This is a genomic window from Streptomyces sp. NPDC042102, from assembly GCF_055582305.1.
In genome coordinates this window covers 144,510-162,963 of the sequence record NZ_JBVJDL010000004.1, presented here as the reverse complement: position 1 = coordinate 162,963, position 18,454 = coordinate 144,510, and the positions used below count along the sequence as shown (strand labels likewise).

The following is an 18,454-nucleotide window of genomic DNA, read 5'->3' as shown; positions in this document are numbered from 1 at the left end:
CACCGCCCGTACCGTCAATGATCAGATATGTCCTGATCGTCTCTTAATCTGAGCCTCGGTGTTCGCCACGCGCACGATCGAAGGTGCCGAGATGAAGCCCAGCCGGGAGAGACGGACCAGCGGGACGAGACGAACCAGCAGGACGAGCAGGACGAGCAGGACGAGCAGGGCCGGCGGGACGAGCGGGACCGGCAGGGCCACCTCGCTGTCCGCGGGGGTGCTGCTGTGCGCCGCCCTGGTGGTCATGGGCCCCCTGGCCGCCGCACCCGCCCGGGCCGTGCCCCCCGGTTCCGCCGCACACCACGACGCGGAGGGCGAGGTGGCCCCCGACGCCGGCGAGGCCCGGGCCCTCGGCGCCGGGCACGCCCGTGAACACGCCCTCCAGCGGCGGGCGGTGGCCGAGGCCGACGAGTACCCGCAGTCGAGGCGCACCGCCGGCCTGGCCGCGCTGGCCGCCTCCCAGCGGGAGGCGAACGCCGGCCTCGCCGCCGCCGCGTACGGCCGGTTCACGGACTACTTTCCCGCCCCCGACTTCGGCGTCCACGTCGCCCAGCTGCCCACCGGCAAGGTGCTGCTCTTCTCGTTCGAGCGCGTGGAGACCAATCCCTTCAAGGAGACCGGCCCCACCGACATCGTGGGCCGCACCAACGCCGGACGCGCGTTCCTGTGGGACCCGGCCCGCGGCACCGGACCGGATTCCTTCACGAACGTCGCGCCGCCGCGCATCGTCATCCCCGACGGCACCGGCATCCCCCGCCCCGCGCCCTTCTTCTGCTCCGGCCACGCCTACCTGCCCAACGGCATGCTGGCGGTCTTCGGCGGCAACCGCGGCGGCAAGGGCGGCAGCGGCGCCAAGCTGTCCTTCGTCTTCGACCCGTGGACCGAGACCTGGTACCAGAACCGCGACATGTCCGTGGGCCGCTGGTACCCCTCCGTCGTCACGGGGGCGGACGGCCGCCAGCTCATCATGTCGGGCCAGTCCGAGCTCGGCACCGGGACCCCCACCCCCGTCGTGGAGCGGTTCCCGGCCCTGGTCCATCCGGTGCCGCGGGGCAAGGGCGACATCCCCCGCAACCTCGGCACGGACCGCTTCTGGTCGAGCGCGCCGTTCCGCAACGACTATCCGCACCTGTTCTCCCTGCGCGACGGCAAGATCTACGGTCTGGGCCGCGACGCCGACCAGCAGTGGGTCTTCAGCCCGTTCACCGAGCTCCGCTCCACCCTGCCCCGGCGTCCCGGCGACTACCGCAACTACGGTTCCGCGGTGCCGCTCCCGGCGGGCCTGCGCGGCCCCGACTCCGTGCTGGTCCTCGGCGGCGACCCGCGCGATCCGAACACCTACCGGCTCTCGGGCCGCCGCTGGACCACCGAGCAGCCCCGTGCCTTCGGCCGCACCCAGGACGACACCCTGCTGCTGCCCGACGCCACCCTCCTCACCGTCAACGGAGCCCTGGACACCCGTGACTACGGCAGCGGCCCCTTCAACCCCGCCGCCGATCTCAAGTACCGCCGGACCGAGGCCCGCGACGCCCGCGGCTGCTGGCGGCTGGGCCCGGCCCAGCGGCTGCCGCGCGGCTACCACTCCAACGCCCTGGTGCTCCCCGACGGCCGCGTCATGATCACCGGCGACGAGCTCCAGCAGATCGCCAACGACCCCGACATCACCGACGACATGGACGGCAGCATCGAGATCTACGAGCCGCCCTACCTCCACCAGGGCCCCCGCCCCGTCCTCGACACCGTCCCCGGGACCGCCCTCGGCCACGGCGCGCGCTTCACGGTGACCACCTCCACCCCCGCCGCCGTCCGGCGGGCCGTACTCCTGGCGCCCACCACCGTCACGCACTCGGTGAACACCAGCCAGCGGCACCTGGACCTGCGCATCGACCGCCGTACGGGCGAGGCGCTGGACCTGATCGCGCCCGCGTCGGCCGCCGACGCCCCGCCCGGGTACTACATGCTCTTCCTCCTCGACGCCAAGGGCGTGCCCAGCACGGCGAAATGGGTCAAGCTGGGGCGCCCGTGAGGGGGCGGTCCGCGACGGCTGCGCGGGCCAGGCCGAGGGCGTGGTCCAGGGCGTCGGCCGCCGCGCACGGCACGTCCGGCCGTACCCCGGTGCCCTCCCAGTTCGTGCCCGAGACGGGGTTGACGGCCCGGCCCACCGGAATCGTGGCCTCCAGGTGCGGGTGCAGGGTCCAGCCCTCCCGGGGGTGCGCGCCGCCGCCCGTCACCTCGCCGACCACGACGGCCCGGCCCAGCTGCTGAAGGTCGTACGCCAGCTCCTCGGCCGCGGAGAAGGTGCGCCCGCTCGTCAGCACGTACACGGGCTTGCGGCCGCCGAAGCGCGGGCCGGGCACGTACGGCGGCGACCAGGACTGCTCCTGGCGGTCGCCCTTGCGCCAGTGCATCGTGTTGAGGTGGGTCCGCTCGTCCAGCAGGTGGCCGCAGACGAAGGCGACCGTGTCGGGCGAGCCGCCGAGGTTGCGGCGCAGGTCGAGGACGAGTGCCCGGGCGCGGGAGGCCAGCGACAGCGCGGCGCCCACCGGTTCGGCGGCCCACTCCAACGGGAAGAGATACGGGGCCAGTTCCAGCACCGCCACCCCGTCCTCCAGCAGCTCCAGCCGCGGTACGCCGCCCAGCGACGCGTCGTACTCGCGGCGCATCTGCGCGGCCACCGCCTCCCCTTGGCCGGTCGGCACCTCGTCGGGGTGGTACTTCAGCCGCAGGTGCCGGTCGCCGCACCCGGCCTGGAGGTCGGCGGTCACCAACCGGCCGAGCTCCTCGGCGGCCGGTACGTCGTACGCGCCCTCGGCGAGCCGGCGGCGGAGCAGGTCGGCGAGGTCGAGGCCGACGTCGGGGAACACGTAGTGGTCGGCCACCAGGCGGGCCAACTCGTCGATGACGCGGGCGGGTTGCAGATCAGTCGGGTTCGGCATGGCGAGGAGTAGATCATCGGTCTTGCGAAAGCGTCAAGAGCGTTAGACACTTTCCCCATGGCAGACGCGGCAGACACAGCAGGCGCAGCAGACGCAGTGGGCGCAGCAGATCCGGCCGGCACGGCTCCGCCCCCGGACCCGGCCCCCGAACCGACCGAGGACGTGCTGCACATCGCCACGCCCGAGCAGTTCGCCGCCCTCGCCCACCCGCTGCGCCAGCGACTGCTCTTCGCCCTCGGCCAGCGCCCGGCGACGGTCAGCCAGCTGGCCGTCCAGCTCGACGCGAAGAAGGGCAACCTCGCCCACCACCTCAAGGTGCTGCGCGAGGCCGGGTTGATCCGCATCGCCGCGACCCGCCAGGTCCGCGGCGGTACCGAGCAGTACTATCAGCGCACGGCCCGCAGCATGCTCGTCGCCGAACCCCAGGCGGCCGGCACCGCCGCCATGCTCGGCGCGTTCGCGCAGGAACTCGACCGCTCGACGGGCGATCACACCCTGCGCCTGCGTCACCTGCGGCTGAGCCCCGACCGGGCGCGCGCACTCGGCGAAACCCTGACCCGGCTGGTCGACGAGGCGGAACAGGAAGCTGAAGAGGAACCCGTGCACGGCGTCCTCGTGGCGATGTACGAGCAGGCGTCGCCCTCCGTGTGAGGCGGCGCGTCGGGAAACCCGGGAAGTAATCGGATTCACCGATTCCGAACACGGCATACGGTGCCCGCCGCCCCCACCGGGGTGGCGGGCACCGTCGTATCCGCGTGACGGCGATCCACCCGGACCCCCGGTCCCCTTCCCATTCTCCACGGTTTCACGTCGTCGATTTCAGGCTGGAATTCCGCCGGTCTTCCCGACGAATAGCGACCGCCTCCGGCTGGAATTCCGCTCGAATTCCCATGTCGTTCCGGCCCCTGGTGGTGTTGGGGTCGTCATCGACTCAAAGCCATTTCGTGAGCGACCGCAGAATCGCTCAATAATCCCTCTACGCTTTCTTCAGCGGCCGGTCCTCCGAGGCGGGTCGCCGGCACCACTCCATTTCCCGAATGAATCTCAGGAGGTATTTATGGGTGACACCATCGACACGATGACTTTCGACGAGAACGACCTGGACCTCGGCGCTCTGACCGTCACCTCCATGCGCGACACCGTCGCACTTCCGGAGACCGGCGCGTCCAACAGTGGCAGCTCCTGCTCCTGCGGGTCCTCGTCCTGCGCGCACCCGCACCCGTACCCGGTGTAACGGGAGCCGTCGCGCCGTCATCACCACCCGCGCACCACCCCTCCCGTCCCGCGGCGCCCGCGGCGGCGGACCGCCCCGGGCCGGGAGGGCCGCGTCGACCGCAGTCGAGGAGACCTCCGCCATGCCGCACTCCGCAGCGCCGCGCGCTGCCGCCCCCGGGGACCAGGGCCCCGCGCCCGCCCGCTACCGCGTGTGCGGCGCGCCGTTCGCCCTCGCCCGCGCGACCGTCCTGCGCCACCCCGCGCAGAGCCCGTCCGCCGTGGACTTCCGCGCGGCCCTGGACGGGCTGACCTCGCTGTGGGCCGCGGAGTCGGAGCTGGTGCCCGGTCTCTGCGACGCCCTGTACGACAGCCGGGACGGCCACGACCGTGCCTTCCACCAGGGGGTCGTACTGCCCCTGCGGCGCGCTCTGCACAACGGACGCCCGCCGCAGCCCGCCCTGCTCGAACGCCTGGGCGACCTGCCGCTCCGGGTGCCGGCGCTCGCCGCCTGGCTCACCCTGCACGAGCAGCGGGCCGCCCTGTACGCCGCGCTGGAACGGGCCGCCGAACCCGCCCTGACCGCCGAACGCACGGCGCTGTCCGCACTGTGCCGGGAACCGGCGCTCGCCCGGGCCGTGGCGCTGATCAGCCCCGACCTGCTGCGGGCCGTGACCCGCGCCGGCGCGGGAGCCGCCGACCGCAGGGCCCGCAAGGAGGAACCCGGCGTCCTGCGCTACGCCCTGCGGGCGAGCACCAAGACCAGCCCGCTGTCCTGGTTCACGGCGGTGGCCTGGGCCCACACCCCCGCACCCACGGCCCCTTCCCCGGCCGATCCGGCCGATGTCGTCGCGCGCGGGGCAGCCGCGGCCGACCTGGCCACGGCCGCCTGGGGGGACGGCGGGCCCGGCGGGATGCCGTTCACGTCCGTCGTGCGGGCCAACCGGGCCCTGGTCACCGCGCTCGTGGCGGCCCTCGTGGCGGATCCCGCCCGCCGTGCCGCCCTGCTCCTGCGGATGACCAGCACCGCCCGGATCCGCGACGGCCGCGCGGCCCACACCGGCGGGCGCCTGGTGTTCACCGGGGGGCGGCATCTGACGACCACCGAGGAGGAGATCGAGCTGGCGGCCTCCGCCCCGCTGCGCCTGATCGCCGCGGCGACCGACACCCCCTCGTCCCTGGGGGAGCTGACCGGCCGTCTGAACGCAGCGCTCGGCCGCCCGACGGCGCCGGCGGCGGGGCCGGAGACGGAGGGCGGGGGAGCGGCCGCCGCCTTCCTCCTTCGTCTCCTCGACGCCGGACTGCTGGTTCCCACCGACCCGGTGGACCCCCAGCACGCCGACCCGCTCACCGCGCTCGCCGCCTGGCTGCGGACCACGTCGCCCACGACTGACGAGTCCGCCGACGCTGCCGCACCCGCCTCCGCGTCCGCCGGCGGTGCCGCACCCGCTTCCGCCCCGGCCCCCGATACCGGTGTCGACGCCGAGCTGGCCGACCGTGTCGAGGAGATCGCCCGCGACACCGCCGCCTTCGCCTCCTTACCCGCTCCCGAACGCCCGGCCGCCCTCACCGCGCTCGCCGCACGCTGGGACACCCTGCTGACCGCGGCCGGGCAGCCCGTCCCCACCGCGACCGCCCGCCCGGACGTCCTCACCGAGGACGTGGTCGCCACCGCCCCCCTCGACCTCGACGGACTCCTCGGCCCGGCCGACCACGCCGCGCTCGCCGAAGTCACCGCGCTGGCCGAGGTGTTCGACCTCGGTCACGTCATGCGGCGCGTCACGCGCGACCGGTTCGTCGCCCGCTACGGCGCCGGCGGCACCTGTCCGAACCCCTGGGAGTTCGGCGCCGAGATCGCCGACGCCTGGGAGGAGGCCGCCCGGCTCACCGCCGGGGAACCCGCCGCCCCCGGCACCGGGCCCGCCGGCCTCACCGAACTCGCCGCGCTGCGCCGTACCGTGACCGACGCCGTACGCGAGAGCGCCACCGGTGCCCCCGGCGCGTACGACGTCACGCTCCCCGCCGGGCTCGTCCGCGACCTCGGGGACCGGCTGCCCCGCTGGGCCCGGCGACGCCCGGCCAGCTACGCGTACTTCGTCCAGCGCGACACCGCCGACGGCCTGCTCTGCGTGAACCACGTCTACGGCGGCTGGGGCCGCTTCACCAGCCGCTTCCTCGACGCGATGGACCCCGGCGCCACCGCCGAGGTCGCCGCCCGGATCCGGACCGGCCTCGGGGAGCGCGCCCGCGCCGCCGCCGTACGTCCCGTCGGCGGTTTCAACGCCAACCTCCACCCGCTGCTCGTCCCCGACGAGATCGGCCCCGACCGGCGCTGGACCTCCCTCGCCGAGTCCGACGTCGACCTCGTCCACGACCCGGCCGGCGACGACGTCCGGCTCCGGCTGCGCACCACCGGCGAACTGCTCGACGTCCTGTACCTCGGCTTCCTCGCGCCCGTCATGCTGCCCCACCGGCTGGCCCCGTACCTCAGCGACCACCCGTGCGGTGTCGTCGACCTCAGTGCCCTCGTCCCCGCGCGGACCCTGACCGCCCCCGGCGGCCACGTCGTCCGCACCGCGCGGCTGCGCCACCGCCACCTCGTCCTGCGGCGGCGCCGCTGGTACCTGAACGCAGGGGTGCTGGCGCGGCTGCGGGCCGAACTCGCCGCCGACGCCGCCGCCCTGCCGGCCGCTGCCGTCGCCCGCTGGCGCGCCCTGCTGGACCTGCCCGACCAGCTCTTCCTGTGCCCCGCGCCCGTCATCGCCCCCTCGGGCAAGGCAGCCGACACCTTCCTGGCCGGGCTGCGCCGGCCCAAACCGCAGTTCCTGGACCTGGGCAACGCCCTGCACCTGCGCTGCCTCGGCAAATGGCTCGCCCGGCACACCGACGGTGCCGTCCTGGAGGAGGCCCTGCCCGCCCCCGGCGGCCGTGACCGCCCGGCCCGGGCCGTCGAACTCGTCGTCGAGACCTACCGCGAGGGGAGCCCCGCATGACCCGCCCCACCCCGTCCCCCCGGCCCACGCCCGGGCCCACCCCCGCGGACGGGCTCGCCCGCATGGACGCCCGCGCCCGCATGGACGCCCGCGCCCGTGACGTCGTCGCCTACTACCACCAGGACCGCAAGGGCCCGTTGCTGCGCGGCGCGATCCTGCCGCTCGCCGACCGGTACGAGGCCGAGGGCCTCACCGCCCACGTCGAACGCCACTGGCTCTACGGCCCGCACCTGCGGCTGCGCCTCCAGGGGCCGCCCGAGCGCGCCACCGACGTGGCGCGGGCCGCCGAGGACGCCGCACGCACCGTACGCGCCTGGATCGCCGACCACCCCTCCCAGGGCGGCCCCGGCACCGACGAGCTCCTCGCCGAGTCGGCCCGGGCCGGCCGCGCCGAGCTCATCGCCCCGCCCTACGGGCCGATCGTCGCCGACAACACCGTACGGGTCGAACGCGTCGACCTCGCCGCCCTGCGCGGCCTGATCGGCGTCGACGGCACCGCCCTGCGCGGGGACCTGCTGCGGCTGGGCCGCCCGGCCCTGCGCGCCGGGTCCGCGTTCCTCGGGGCCCACGACGACGGCGCGGCCGCCCGCGTGCAGTTCGCCGCCGCCGTCCTGACCGCCCACGCCTGCGTCTACCCCGGCGAGGGGCTGCCCGGAGGCCACTTCAGCTACGTGTCCCACCTGGAGGACTTCCTCCTGTACGACGATCCGGACGGCACCCTGCGCGCCGCCTTCGAGAGCCGCTGGCAGCGCACGTCCGGGGCGGTCACCGCGCTGGTCGCACGGATCGCGGACGGCCGTACCACGCCCTGGGAGCAGGAGTGGGCCCACTGGTCCGCGCAGGCCTGGCGGCTGACCGAGGACCGGCTGACGGCGGGGGCCGACCTGCACGGACTGCCGCTGGAGTACCGGGTCCGCGCGGCCGCCACCGGCCACGCCGACGCGGTGGTCCGCTGGAACCAGGACATCCGTACGGACTACAGCGAGTTCCACCAGCTGCTGCGCCGCTCCGATCCCGAGGGCAGGATGTGGAGCCGCCCCGAGTACCTGGTCTACCGGGCCTGCACCAACGCCCTGTACCAGCTGCTGATGATCTGTGACATCCGGCCGCTGGAACGCTATCTGGCCGCCCACCTGGTCACGCGGGCGGTCAAGGAGGTCACGGGCTGCGACTGGCGCCAGGTGATCAACGGTGTCATCGACGTCATGGAGCACCGGCGGTGAGCCCCGACCAGGACACGCTCAGGGACGCCCTCGCCGGTCGCCGGCTGCGGCCGGGGACGGCCGTCACCCCGCTCACCGACGGCCTGCACCTGCGCGGACGCGCCTCGCACGTCACGCTGGAGGGCAGCCGGGCGCTGCCCGCGCTGTGGAACCTGCTCGCCGAGGCCCTGCGTACGGGCGACCTCGCCGCCCTGGAGGAGCGCGCGCCGGTGGGCTCGGCCGCCCGCCGGGCCCTGGGCGTCCTGGCCGCCCACCTCGACGAACACGACCTGCTGGTACCGGAGGCCGCCCCCCAGCCCCACCCCCCGACCCCGGTCCGCGTCCTGGCCAGCCGTCCGGACGCCCCCCTGCCCCAGGCAGCCGCCGCAGCCCTGACCTCCCACCCCACCGCCACCCCCACACCCCCCGTCGCCCCCGTGCAGCCGTCGTCCGCTGCCTCAGCTCCGGCGGACGCTCCTCCGGGCTCCTTCCTCGCGGCCGATACGGTTGCCGCGACCGGAGATCCGGCTGCCGATACCCCCGCTGGTACGGCACGCGTCACCGTCGATCCGGACACCCCGGCGGGGCAGGTCGTTCTGGAGACCGTGGACGGCCGTCTGGCCGTCGCCGCGAGCATGGTGGGTGGCCTCGCGGTGGTCACGGAGCCCGGCACCCCGGACCGGGTCCGCGCCGACGTGGCCGCCCTGACGGCCCGGCTCGCCGCTCCCGACACCGCAGCCCCGGCAGCCCGCTCGCACGCCGTCCCGGACTCGCCCACGGCCCAGGGCGGAGCCGCGGCGGCCGGTTCCATGCTCGCCGCGCTCGTCGGGGCCGCCGCCGTGCACCGGTTGATGTGTGCCGTCGACGGGCGGCCGGATCCGGCCGGCGAGGGGGACGACCCGCGTCTGATCGACGGGCTGCCCGCCGTTCTGGTCGCCACCACCGAACCGCCGCGCGCCGAGTACCGCCCCTGGCCCGGCGGCGCGCGCGAGGCGCTGCCGCCGCCGGTCACCCTGGCCGACGCCCTGCGCCGCCTCGACGCGCTCACGGACCGGCACCTGGGGCTGCTCGACGCGCCCTTGCCCGGCGCGCTGCCCCAGCTGCCGGTGGCCCTGGTCTCCTGCGCCACCCCGGACGGGACCCTCGTCGCGGGCGGGGCGCGTACCGATCTCGCGCGCCTCGACGCACTGTGCCGTGCCGCCGAACTGCGCCTCGGTGGCGGCCCGGTGGTGGTGGGTGCGGACCCGGGACACGCCACCGGCCGGGCCCTGCGCCGGGCCGCACTGGCCCGGCTCGCCCGCCTTCCGTACGGACTGAAGGGGGAGGTGATCTCCCATGACGTGTGGCAGGCGCATCCGCAAGCCACGCACTGGTGGCGGACCCTCACCGAACGTCTGGGACTTCAGGCGTGCATGACCGTACGTCAACCCGATCCCGGGCAGCCGCTGTTCAGCGCCCGCGTCGACGCGTTCGACCCGGCCGGGCGGCGCATCGTCGCCCGTGCCGTGGAGGCCACGGCGGGCGATGCCGCCGCGTTCGCCGCGCTCGGCGCGGGTATCCGGGCCGTGGCGGCCGGCCCCGTCCGCGCTGTGCCGGACGGAGCCTGCGCCCCGCTCGCGGCGGCCGGTGAGCCGCTGGCCACCTGGGAGGACGAGGGCAGCCGCGCGGGCTGGCAGGCCGCCCTGGCCGCCCGTGAGCCCGGCCTCCAGCACGCCCTGCGCCTCCTGACCGGCCTGACCGGACTCCCTGGGACGTCTGCCCAGACGGGCCCGACCGAGCCCGCGGAGGCCGCCGGGCTGACGGTGCCGACCGGGTCGTCTGGGTCCTCGGGGTCCTCGGGGTCCTCCGGCACGCCCGGGGCATCCGGGCTCGCCGGGCCGTCCGGGGCGACCTGGGCGACGGAACCGACCGGCTCGGAGGCCCCGGGCACCGACGCGGCCACCGACCCAGGCGTGGCACCGCGTACCGACTCGGCCACCGCCCCCGGCGCTGACCGGGCCGGCGCCGACCCAGCCACCGACCCCGGCGCGGCCCCGGCCGCCGGCCCGGACGGTGACGACCCTGGGTCCGAGCCCCCGCACCCCCTCGTCCGTGCCCTGATCGCCTGTGGCTTCACCGTGCTGTGGCCCACCGGAGGGACCCCGTGACACTTGCCGCCGCCCTCGACCCGTACGGGGTCCCCGTACTCGACGCCCGCGCGGCGCTGCGTCGCGTCCGTGGCCGTGCCGTCGTGCTGCTCGACGACTGGACCCTCGGCCTCGCCGAGGAGCTGACCCGGCATGCCCTGGCCCACCCCGTCACCCTTCTGCCCGTCCGCTGCGACGGGCCGCTCGCCGTCCTCGGCCCGGTCCTGCGCCCCGGCGCCGCCGCCTGCCCGTGCTGCGCCGAGTACCAGCGGCTGGCCACCACCGGCGGCCGGGTCCCCCTGCTCAGCCCGCGCATGCGGCTGGCCGGCACCCTCACCCCCGCCCTCGCCCCCGCCCTGGCCGCCCTCGCCCGCGACCTGCTCGACGAGCCGCCGCCCGCCGCCGGGGCGCCCGACGGTGCCACCGTCCACCTCCTCCACCAGGGCCGCGCCACCTGGTCCACGCACCGCGTCCGCCCCATCGGCGGCTGCGCCGTCTGCCGCCCCCTGCCGCCCGACACCGCGGCCGCCGCCCGCCTGTCCCTCGGGCCCCGCCCGCTGCCCGACCCGTATGTCCTGCGCACGCCCAACCCCCGTACCGCCCCCGCCGCGTTGCGCGCCGCCCTGCACGACGAACGCTTCGGCCCGGTCCGCCGCCTCACCCGCTCCGAGGACTCCGCCTTCGCCCTGACCACCGCCCTCGTCACCGACGGCCGACCCGTCGACGACGGCGGATACGGCCGCGGCACCGACTACGAACACAGCGCCCGCGTCGCGCTCTTCGAGGCCGTCGAGCGGTACGCCGGCATGCGCCCGACCGGCCGCCGCACCGCCCTGCGCGCCTCCTTCGCCGAGCTCGGCCCCGACCGCGCCCTCGACCCGCGCCGGCTCGGGCTGCCCGAGCCCGACGCCCACACCCACCCGGCCGCCACCACCGTCCCCTACCACCCCGGCCTCGCCCTCGACTGGGTGCACGGCTGGTCGCTGACCCACCAGCGCGCCGTCGCCGTCCCCGAACACGTCGCCTACTGGGACGTGCCCGGCACCGGCCCGCGCATCGTCTACGAGTCCTCCAACGGCTGCGGCCTCGGCAACAGCCCCGAAGAGGCCGTCCTCTACGGCCTGTTCGAGGTCGCCGAGCGCGACGCCTTCCTCATGGCCTGGTACGCCGCCGCCCCGCTGCGCCGCGTGTCCCTCCCGGCCGAGGACGCCGAGAGCGTCCAACTCGCCGACCGCGCCGCCCTCATGGGCTACGAGCTGATCCTCCTCGACGCCACCAACGACCTCGGGGTCCCGGCCGTCGTCGCCGTCTGCCACTACCGCGGCAGCCACCCCGACGCCCCCCGCGCCTTCGTCGCCGCCGGCGCCCACCACGACCCGCGCGCCGCCATCCGCTCCGCCGTCGCCGAGGTCGTCACCAACGTGCACGAGGCCCCGCACCGCTCCCTGGCCGCCGGCGGCCCCCGCGACCCGCACCGCCTGCGCCCCCTGCTCGACAACCCGGACCTGGTCCTCTCCCTCGACGACCACGTCGGCGTCAACACCCTGCCCGAGGCCCGGCCGCGCCTGGAGTTCCTGCTGGCCCCCACCCCCGAACGGCCCTGGAACGACGTCTGGCCCGGCGCCCCCGAGCCGGTCGCCGACCTCACCGGGCTGCTGGAGACGACCGTACGGCGGCTGGCCGGCCTCGGCCTGGAGGTCATCGCCGTCGGCCAGGACGAGCCCGGCATCCGCGACCGCCTGGGCCTGCACTGCGCGAAGGTGATCGTGCCCGGCACCCTGCCCATGACCTTCGGCCACCACAACCGCCGGATCAGCGGCCTGCCCCGGCTGCTGGAGGTCCCGTACCGGCTCGGCCGCACCGCCCGCCCGCTGCGCCACGCGGACCTGGCCCCGTACCCGCACCCGTTCCCCTGACGAGGCCGAGGAGCCCCGATGCCCACCGCCGAGCCGTCCACGGCCCGCACCGCCGCCCCCGGCCACCAGCAGACCGGCTGGGCCAGCCTGCACGTCCACCTGCACGGCGACACCGAGACCACCGACGCCTTCCTCACCGAGGACCTCGCGCCCCTGCTCGACGGCCTCGTCGCCCGGGGCGAGGCGGCCGCCTGGTTCTTCATCCGCTACGGCGAGGGCGGCCCCCACCTGCGCGTCCGCGTCCGCGACCCGCACCCCCGCGTACTGCGGGAGCTGCCCGGCGCCCTCTCCCGGGCCGCGGCCGCCCGCCCGGCCACCAGCGGTCCCTGGCCCTCCGCGCACGCCGAGGTCCGCGACGTCCCCTACGTCCCCGAGACCGAGCGCTACGGCGGGCCGCTCGCCCTCCCCGTCGCCGAGGACGTCTTCGTGGCCTCCACCAGGGCGGCCGTCGCCGCCCTGCGCGCCCTGGCCGCAGGCCCGCGCGCCGACCGGCTCACCCTGGCCGCCGACGCCGTGCACACCACGGTGCACGCGCTCGGCCTGGACCCGCTGCGGGCCGGCCGGCTGCTGCGCGCGCACGCCGCCGGCTGGCGCTGGATCACCGAGGTGCCGCTCCTGCCCGGCCGCACCGTCCACGCCCGCGTCAACACGGTGTTCGCCGCGCAGCACACCGCCCTGCGCCGCCGCGCCGACGCCCTGCGCGAGGGCCTCGACCGGGGGACGGCGCCCCCCTGGCAGCGTGACTGGGCGGCCGCCGTCACCGCCGCCGCCGACCGGCTGACCGCCCTCCACGACACCCCGCTGCCATGGGTGTGGGCTTCCCAACTGCACATGCTTCTCAACCGGTTGGGCGTGAGTCCCGACGAGGAGCGCGCCGTGTGCCGGCTGGCCGCGCGCACCGCCATGGAGCCGGACGGCCCGGGATCCTTCTTCGCCGACGGGCACGACGCCCCCGACCGCCGCTACCTGGAGCACAGCAAGTACGCCGTCGGCGCCCTGGACGGCACCGCCGTCCGCCCGGGTACCGGCTCGGCCGTTCCCGCGCCCTCCGCCCACGAACGCGCCCTGCCGTACGGCCCGTTGCCCGACGTGTCCCTGGCGGCCGCCCTGACCTCCCGGACCTCCGCGCGCACCCGGCTGGCCGGCCCGCTGGACGCCCGTACGCTGGGCACCCTGCTGTGGGGCGCCCTGGCCGAGAGCCACGTCGGCGAACTGCGGCTGCCGGACGGCGACGTCCGTACGACGGTCCACCGCCCGTACCCCAGCGCCGGTGCCCTGTACACGGCCCGGCTGCGGCTGCTGGCGCTCGGCGTCGACGGCCTGGCACCGGCCACCTACGAGGTCGTACCCGAACGCCGGGTCCTGCGCCCGCTGGGCCCGGCCCCGGACCGGGAGGCCGTCCGGGCGCTGTCGAACTACTTCTCCCAGCCCGCCGACGACCCCGACGGCATCGTCGTGGACGACACCCCGGCCCTGCTCGCCCTCCACCTCGACCTCGGCGTGCTGCGCCGCCGTTACGGGCTGCGCGCCCTGCGCCTGGGGCTGCTGGAATCCGGCCACCTGGCCCAGACGCTGCTCCTGGCGGCCGCCGCCCTTGGGCTGGCCACCATCCCGGTCAGCGGGTTCCACGACGACCTGGCCGCTGAACTGCTGGGCCTGGACGCCACCGACCAGCCCCTGCAGTACCTGCTGCCGCTGGGCACGCGGAAGGCCGTACAGGAAGCAGGACCCGCGGAAGCCGGACCCGCCAATGCCCGACCCGGCTCCGGCGGATAGCCCACCCGGACGTGGCGGCCGTCAGCGCGTGCGGCCGCCGGAGCCCTCCAACTGCCGTTCGTCGCGCGGATCCAGCCGGGACAGGCCCGCCTCCAGCTCGTCCAGCACCCGGCGGGCCTCGTCGATCCGCTCGCGCAGCTCACCCGCCGGATCGGACGCCGCCCGGTCGGCGCCGACGCCCGGCACGCCTGCCGCGAGCTCCTCCCGCTGCCGCTCCTTCTCCATCTCCCGCGCCTCGTCGAGCGAGGTGAGGACCACCCCGATCAGCACGTTGACCAGCACGAACGAGGCGAGCAGCACATAGGAGGAGTAGTACAGCAGCGACAGCCGGGAGATCTCCAGACCCGCGTGCACCGCGTCCCCGAACCCGTCCAGGGTCGTCAGCAGGAACAGGGTGAGGGCGGCCCGGCCGATCGAACCGTAGTGCTCCGGGTCGGAACCGGCGAAGCAGACCCAGCCGACCATCGCGTACACGTACAGCACCAGCGCTCCCACGAACAGGAAGCTGACCGTGCCGGGCAGGCTGCGCCCCACGGCGACGAGCAGGACGCGCAACTGGGGCATGAAGCGGGCGCTGCGCAGCACGCGCGCCAGCCGCAGCAGCCGCAGCACGGTGGTGTTCTCCCGGACGAACGGCACGAACGCCGCGACCACCACCGCCAGGTCGAACAGGTTCCACGGATCCCGGAAGAACACCCTGGGCCGGTCGGCGTGCGCCCCGAGGCGCAGCAGGATCTCCAGACTGAACGCCACCAGGCAGCAGCGCTCGGCGGTTTCGAGCAGCCGGCGGTACTCGGAGGCCAGGCCGTGGTACGTCTCCGCGCCCAGCAGCGCCGCGTTGAGCAGGATCAGCGCGAAGACCATCAGCCCGAAGGCGGGGTCGTCGGTCACCGCCCGGCAGCGCGCCGCCAGCCGTGTACGGCCGGGCCCGGCCGTCGTCATGTACGTCATCGTTGCTGCTCGCCCCTCGTACGGTGTTCCCGACGCGCACCGGCCGCCCGGCCTGGTCCCGGCCCCCGTGGGGCGGTTGATCACGCGTCCGACCGCCCTTGTAACACCCCCCGCCCGCCGTACGGACGGCACGACGCCGCAAGGTCCCCCGATAGGGGACGCCGGGCGTGCCGGAGCCGAACTGGTGCGTGGTCGGCGGGGGGTGCGGCGCGGCGGTCCGCACCGTCGCGAGGGGCTCCTGTCAGTCCAGGTCGCAGTGGTACGTACCGGCCTTGAAGTCGGCGAAGAGCGTGTACTCGACGGCGGTGCGGGCCTCGGGGACGGCGCTTTCGGGGGCCGTGCCCTCGAGGGCGGTGTCCATGTCCACCTCCACCGGTTCCAGGTTCACCAGCGCGTACTCGCCGTAGCCGCCGAAGTCGCCCGGCCCGTCCGCCACGCCGATGTGGATGGGGGTCTCGTCGGGGAGGTCCTGCAGCGCGGCGCGCAGTCGGGCCGCGGTCCACACCTGCGGGGTGTGTTCGAAGGTGTCAGCCATGTGCCGAGGCTAGCGGCGGTACCAGGGTGCGGTGCCGCACCGCGCCGCGCCGCGCCGGACCCGCACCCCGAGTGGCCGCCAGCGTGGTGACCGGCGACCGCGCGGCGGGGTGCGGTGCCGGTGAACTGGTGGCGGACCGGCCACAGCGCGTGAGCTATGTTGGAACTCGAGCAGCAGGATAAGGAGGCGCACCGGTGCCATCGGGGCAGCAGGCACGCGCGCAGGCGGCTGCGATCACACCCGGAGGGCAGGCGTCCGAGCAGGAACGCGCCCCCGCGGACCGGGTCCGTGCGATGTTCGACGGCCACCGGCTCTCGCCCGGTCAGCGCCGCATCGCGCAGTACCTGATCGATCACCTCACCGAGGCCGCGTTCCTCTCCATCACCGAACTCGCGGAGCGGGCCGGCGTCAGCCAGCCGTCCGTGACCCGCTTCGCCACGTCCCTCGGATTCAGCGGCTACCCCGCCCTGCGCGACGCGCTCCAGCCCATCGCCCTGAGCAAGGTCGCGGGGTCGCCGGAGAGCCGTGAGGAGATCCGCCGCAACGAGCTCCAGGCCGCCGTCGACGCCGAGATCGAGAACCTGGAGAGCGTGCGGCGCCTGCTCGCCGACACCAACCAGCTCCTCCACATCGGCCGCGAGCTGGCGCGCTCGGTGCCGCTGACCGTGCTCGGCCTGCGGATCTCCGTCTCGCTCGCCGAGTACTTCGCGTACGCCGCCCGCCGCATCCATCCCGACGTACGCGTGGTGACACGTGGCGGCAGCGTGGCCTACGACGCCCTGCTGCAGTCGCGGGCCGCCGGCGGGAGCTGGGTGCTGGCCTTCGCCATGCCCCGGCACGCCCAGGAGACCCTGGCCGCCCTGCGCGCCGCCCGCAGCACGGGGCTGCGCATCGCGCTGATCACGGACCTCACTCTGGGGCCGCTGGTGGACGAGGCGGACGTGGCGCTGACCGCCGGGACCGGCTCGCGGCTGGTCTTCGACTCCTACGCGGCGCCCGGGATGCTGGCCGCGGCGCTGCTCCAGGCGATGGCGGACGCCGATCCCGAGCGGACGCAGGCCCGGCTCGAGGGTTACGAGCAGGTCGCCGAGCAGCACCGTTTCTTCCTGTAGGGAATGACATCGTCCGGTTTGCGCGGGCGATTTTCACGCGGCGGTGGCATGAAATTTTTCATTCCCTTGCTTACTCGACGGTATATATATTTACTGCTGATGGCGCACGGATCACCCGATGCCACGGAGGGCACCTCCCCACGTCCTTCGGAACAGCTCCCGCCCGACGCTCCCCTCCTCCTTGCGTCGTACGAGAGGTGTTCATCCGGGCCTTCGCATCCCGTCAGCGCCCATGGCGGCCTCGGTCGACCCCTAGGCCGGGGCCGCCACACCCTCTCGACCCGAGCTCCGCACCTTCGGAAGCGATGAGAATGTCTCAGACCGCCACCACCACGCTCAGCCCCGACTGGCCCTGCCAGGTCAAGGCCCCCGGATCGCACGACTGGGAGCGCACGGCCATCCGCTGGCTGCGCGACCTCCTCCCGGCCCGCTACGCCGGATACCCGACCCTGACCCGGCACCACGCCATCCTGGCCCGGCACGCCCAGCTCCAGCTGGAGCACGAGATGCGCGCGGTGCGCGTGGCGCTGCACACCTGCCGGGCCGAGCTGCCGACGCTGGGCGTGGCCGAGGCCGTCATCGAGAACACCATCCGGATGTACGCCGTCGAGCTGGAGCAGCTGAGCCGCCTCGCCCGCGGCGTGCGCCTCATCACCGAAGCCCTGCGCACCCCGGCGATCGGCGCCCAGCGCCGCCGGTAGCGGTTCTCGGCCGCCGCCGGCCAGCCGTTTCCCGGGTGCGGCGCACCCCCCTTCACGACCCCGCCCGGGCACCGCGGAGCCCTAGCCTGGTTGCATGGACCCCGCCAAGGACCCCGCCGCCGGGAACGCGCTCGGCGGCTTCCTGCGTGCCCGGCGTGCCCGGCTCCGCCCCGAGGACATGGGGCTGCCCGCATCCGGCCGCCGCAGGGTGCCCGGGCTGCGCCGCGAGGAGGTGGCCGCCCTCGCCGGGGTGAGCGCCGACTACTACATGCGCCTGGAGCAGGGCCGCGAGCGCCACCCCTCCGCCCAGGTCCTCGAAGCCGTCGCCCAGGCGCTGCGCCTGGAGGACGACGCCGTCGCCCACCTGTACCGCGTGGCCGGCCCGGCCCGGCGCGGCACCCGCCAGGCGCCGCGCGCCGAACGCGTCGACCCGGGGGTACGGCGGCTCCTGGAGGCCTGGAGCGGTACGCCCGCCCTCGTCGTCGGCCACGCCCTGGACGTCCTGGCCCGCAACCGGCTCGCCGAGGCCCTGTACGGGGGCTTCACGCACACCGACAACCTGCTGCGGATGACGTTCCTGGACCCGGCCGCGGACGCCTTCCACCGCGACCGGCGGCGGGCCGCCGAGGCGGGCGTGGCCGCACTGCGCCGGGCGGCCGGCATCGACCCCGACGACCCGCGGCTGCGCGAGGTCGTCGGCGAGCTCTCCCTCAGGAGCGCCGACTTCCGCGAGCTGTGGGCCCGCCACGACGTACGGGGCAAGACCCGCGACGCCAAGCTCTTCCACCACCCCGACGTCGGCGACCTGGAGCTGAGCTACGAGACGTTCACCCTCAACAGCGCCCCGACCCAGCAACTGGTCGTCTACCAGGCAGAACCGGGCAGCCCGTCCGCCGACGCGCTCGCCCTCCTCGGCGCTCTCGCCGCAGGCCCCTCGCCCGCGCGGTCGGCGTCGGCCCCGGCCCCCTGACCAGGGACTCCTGCCCGTGCCCCC

The 18,454-nt window shown here is 75.4% G+C and carries 15 protein-coding genes; 11 read left to right on the top strand and 4 right to left on the bottom strand.

Going from position 1 to position 18,454, the window contains the following annotated elements; genetic code table 11:
- Positions 1-21 precede the first annotated feature (21 nt).
- Positions 22-246: a hypothetical protein gene (locus ACZ6KO_RS18925; protein ID WP_469305118.1), complete on the bottom strand. Its 225-nt coding sequence runs from the start codon at positions 244-246 to the stop codon at positions 22-24.
- Between ACZ6KO_RS18925 and ACZ6KO_RS18920 the strand changes: the two genes are divergently transcribed.
- Positions 245-2,026, top strand: a complete 1,782-nt coding sequence (locus ACZ6KO_RS18920; protein ID WP_469305117.1) for a galactose oxidase-like domain-containing protein — start codon at positions 245-247, stop codon at positions 2,024-2,026. The genes ACZ6KO_RS18925 and ACZ6KO_RS18920 overlap by 2 nt on opposite strands.
- On the opposite strand, the gene ACZ6KO_RS18915 is transcribed toward ACZ6KO_RS18920, so the two are convergent.
- The gene (locus ACZ6KO_RS18915) at positions 2,007-2,936 is read right to left on the bottom strand and encodes a S41 family peptidase (RefSeq protein ID WP_469305116.1); all 930 of its coding nucleotides are present in this window, start codon (positions 2,934-2,936) and stop codon (positions 2,007-2,009) included. The genes ACZ6KO_RS18920 and ACZ6KO_RS18915 overlap by 20 nt on opposite strands.
- A 57-nt stretch (positions 2,937-2,993) precedes the next feature.
- On the opposite strand from ACZ6KO_RS18915, the gene ACZ6KO_RS18910 reads away from it, so the two are divergent.
- From ACZ6KO_RS18910 to ACZ6KO_RS18880, 7 genes are all read left to right on the top strand, one after another.
- Positions 2,994-3,587 carry an ArsR/SmtB family transcription factor gene (locus tag ACZ6KO_RS18910; protein ID WP_469305115.1) on the top strand — a complete coding sequence of 198 codons (594 nt, stop codon included), beginning with the start codon at positions 2,994-2,996 and terminating at the stop codon, positions 3,585-3,587.
- Between the two features lie 406 nt (positions 3,588-3,993).
- Positions 3,994-4,170 carry a thiazolylpeptide-type bacteriocin gene (locus ACZ6KO_RS18905; protein WP_469305114.1) on the top strand — a complete coding sequence of 59 codons (177 nt, stop codon included), beginning with the start codon at positions 3,994-3,996 and terminating at the stop codon, positions 4,168-4,170.
- 121 nt (positions 4,171-4,291) lie between these two features.
- Positions 4,292-7,141, top strand: a complete 2,850-nt coding sequence (locus tag ACZ6KO_RS18900; RefSeq protein WP_469305113.1) for a lantibiotic dehydratase — start codon at positions 4,292-4,294, stop codon at positions 7,139-7,141.
- Complete coding sequence (locus ACZ6KO_RS18895) at positions 7,138-8,364, top strand: lantibiotic dehydratase C-terminal domain-containing protein (protein WP_469305112.1); 1,227 nt, start codon at positions 7,138-7,140, stop codon at positions 8,362-8,364. The genes ACZ6KO_RS18900 and ACZ6KO_RS18895 overlap by 4 nt, the downstream gene beginning before the upstream one ends.
- On the top strand, positions 8,361-10,490 hold the full coding sequence (locus ACZ6KO_RS18890) for a hypothetical protein (protein WP_469305111.1): 2,130 nt from the start codon (positions 8,361-8,363) through the stop codon (positions 10,488-10,490). Before ACZ6KO_RS18895 ends, ACZ6KO_RS18890 begins: the two co-directional genes overlap by 4 nt.
- Positions 10,487-12,385 carry a TOMM precursor leader peptide-binding protein gene (locus ACZ6KO_RS18885; protein ID WP_469305110.1) on the top strand — a complete coding sequence of 633 codons (1,899 nt, stop codon included), beginning with the start codon at positions 10,487-10,489 and terminating at the stop codon, positions 12,383-12,385. The genes ACZ6KO_RS18890 and ACZ6KO_RS18885 overlap by 4 nt, the downstream gene beginning before the upstream one ends.
- An 18-nt stretch (positions 12,386-12,403) precedes the next feature.
- On the top strand, positions 12,404-14,161 hold the full coding sequence (locus ACZ6KO_RS18880; protein WP_469305109.1) for a thiopeptide-type bacteriocin biosynthesis protein: 1,758 nt from the start codon (positions 12,404-12,406) through the stop codon (positions 14,159-14,161).
- 21 nt (positions 14,162-14,182) lie between these two features.
- Here the strand turns inward: ACZ6KO_RS18880 and ACZ6KO_RS18875 are convergent, their stop codons facing one another.
- Entirely contained in the window at positions 14,183-15,112 is a 930-nt protein-coding gene (locus tag ACZ6KO_RS18875; RefSeq protein ID WP_469305108.1) for an ion transporter, read from the bottom strand.
- Between the two features lie 241 nt (positions 15,113-15,353).
- Entirely contained in the window at positions 15,354-15,647 is a 294-nt protein-coding gene (locus ACZ6KO_RS18870; RefSeq protein WP_469305107.1) for a DUF6225 family protein, read from the bottom strand.
- Positions 15,648-15,841: 194 nt separating this feature from the next.
- On the opposite strand from ACZ6KO_RS18870, the gene ACZ6KO_RS18865 reads away from it, so the two are divergent.
- The 3 genes from ACZ6KO_RS18865 to ACZ6KO_RS18855 all read left to right on the top strand — a co-directional run bounded on the left by ACZ6KO_RS18865 (position 15,842) and on the right by ACZ6KO_RS18855 (position 18,430).
- Positions 15,842-16,759, top strand: a complete 918-nt coding sequence (locus ACZ6KO_RS18865) for a MurR/RpiR family transcriptional regulator (RefSeq protein WP_469305106.1) — start codon at positions 15,842-15,844, stop codon at positions 16,757-16,759.
- Positions 16,760-17,070: 311 nt separating this feature from the next.
- Positions 17,071-17,460 (top strand): hypothetical protein, encoded by a 390-nt coding sequence (locus tag ACZ6KO_RS18860; protein WP_401451694.1) that lies wholly within the window; start codon positions 17,071-17,073, stop codon positions 17,458-17,460.
- 94 nt (positions 17,461-17,554) lie between these two features.
- Entirely contained in the window at positions 17,555-18,430 is an 876-nt protein-coding gene (locus tag ACZ6KO_RS18855; RefSeq protein WP_469305105.1) for a helix-turn-helix domain-containing protein, read from the top strand.
- Positions 18,431-18,454 lie beyond the last annotated feature (24 nt).

What these genes read in the sequence shown, in the direction of transcription:
- ACZ6KO_RS18920 (WP_469305117.1), top strand. Translation starts at nt 245, where the DNA reads ATGGGCCCCCTGGCCGCCGCACCCGCCCGGGCCGTGCCCCCCGGTTCC.
- ACZ6KO_RS18925 (WP_469305118.1), bottom strand. Translation starts at nt 246, where the DNA reads ATGACCACCAGGGCGGCGCACAGCAGCACCCCCGCGGACAGCGAGGTG.
- ACZ6KO_RS18915 (WP_469305116.1), bottom strand. Translation starts at nt 2,936, where the DNA reads ATGCCGAACCCGACTGATCTGCAACCCGCCCGCGTCATCGACGAGTTG.
- ACZ6KO_RS18910 (WP_469305115.1), top strand. Translation starts at nt 2,994, where the DNA reads ATGGCAGACGCGGCAGACACAGCAGGCGCAGCAGACGCAGTGGGCGCA.
- ACZ6KO_RS18905 (WP_469305114.1), top strand. Translation starts at nt 3,994, where the DNA reads ATGGGTGACACCATCGACACGATGACTTTCGACGAGAACGACCTGGAC.
- ACZ6KO_RS18900 (WP_469305113.1), top strand. Translation starts at nt 4,292, where the DNA reads ATGCCGCACTCCGCAGCGCCGCGCGCTGCCGCCCCCGGGGACCAGGGC.
- ACZ6KO_RS18895 (WP_469305112.1), top strand. Translation starts at nt 7,138, where the DNA reads ATGACCCGCCCCACCCCGTCCCCCCGGCCCACGCCCGGGCCCACCCCC.
- ACZ6KO_RS18880 (WP_469305109.1), top strand. Translation starts at nt 12,404, where the DNA reads ATGCCCACCGCCGAGCCGTCCACGGCCCGCACCGCCGCCCCCGGCCAC.
- ACZ6KO_RS18875 (WP_469305108.1), bottom strand. Translation starts at nt 15,112, where the DNA reads ATGACGTACATGACGACGGCCGGGCCCGGCCGTACACGGCTGGCGGCG.
- ACZ6KO_RS18870 (WP_469305107.1), bottom strand. Translation starts at nt 15,647, where the DNA reads ATGGCTGACACCTTCGAACACACCCCGCAGGTGTGGACCGCGGCCCGA.
- ACZ6KO_RS18860 (WP_401451694.1), top strand. Translation starts at nt 17,071, where the DNA reads ATGTCTCAGACCGCCACCACCACGCTCAGCCCCGACTGGCCCTGCCAG.
- ACZ6KO_RS18855 (WP_469305105.1), top strand. Translation starts at nt 17,555, where the DNA reads ATGGACCCCGCCAAGGACCCCGCCGCCGGGAACGCGCTCGGCGGCTTC.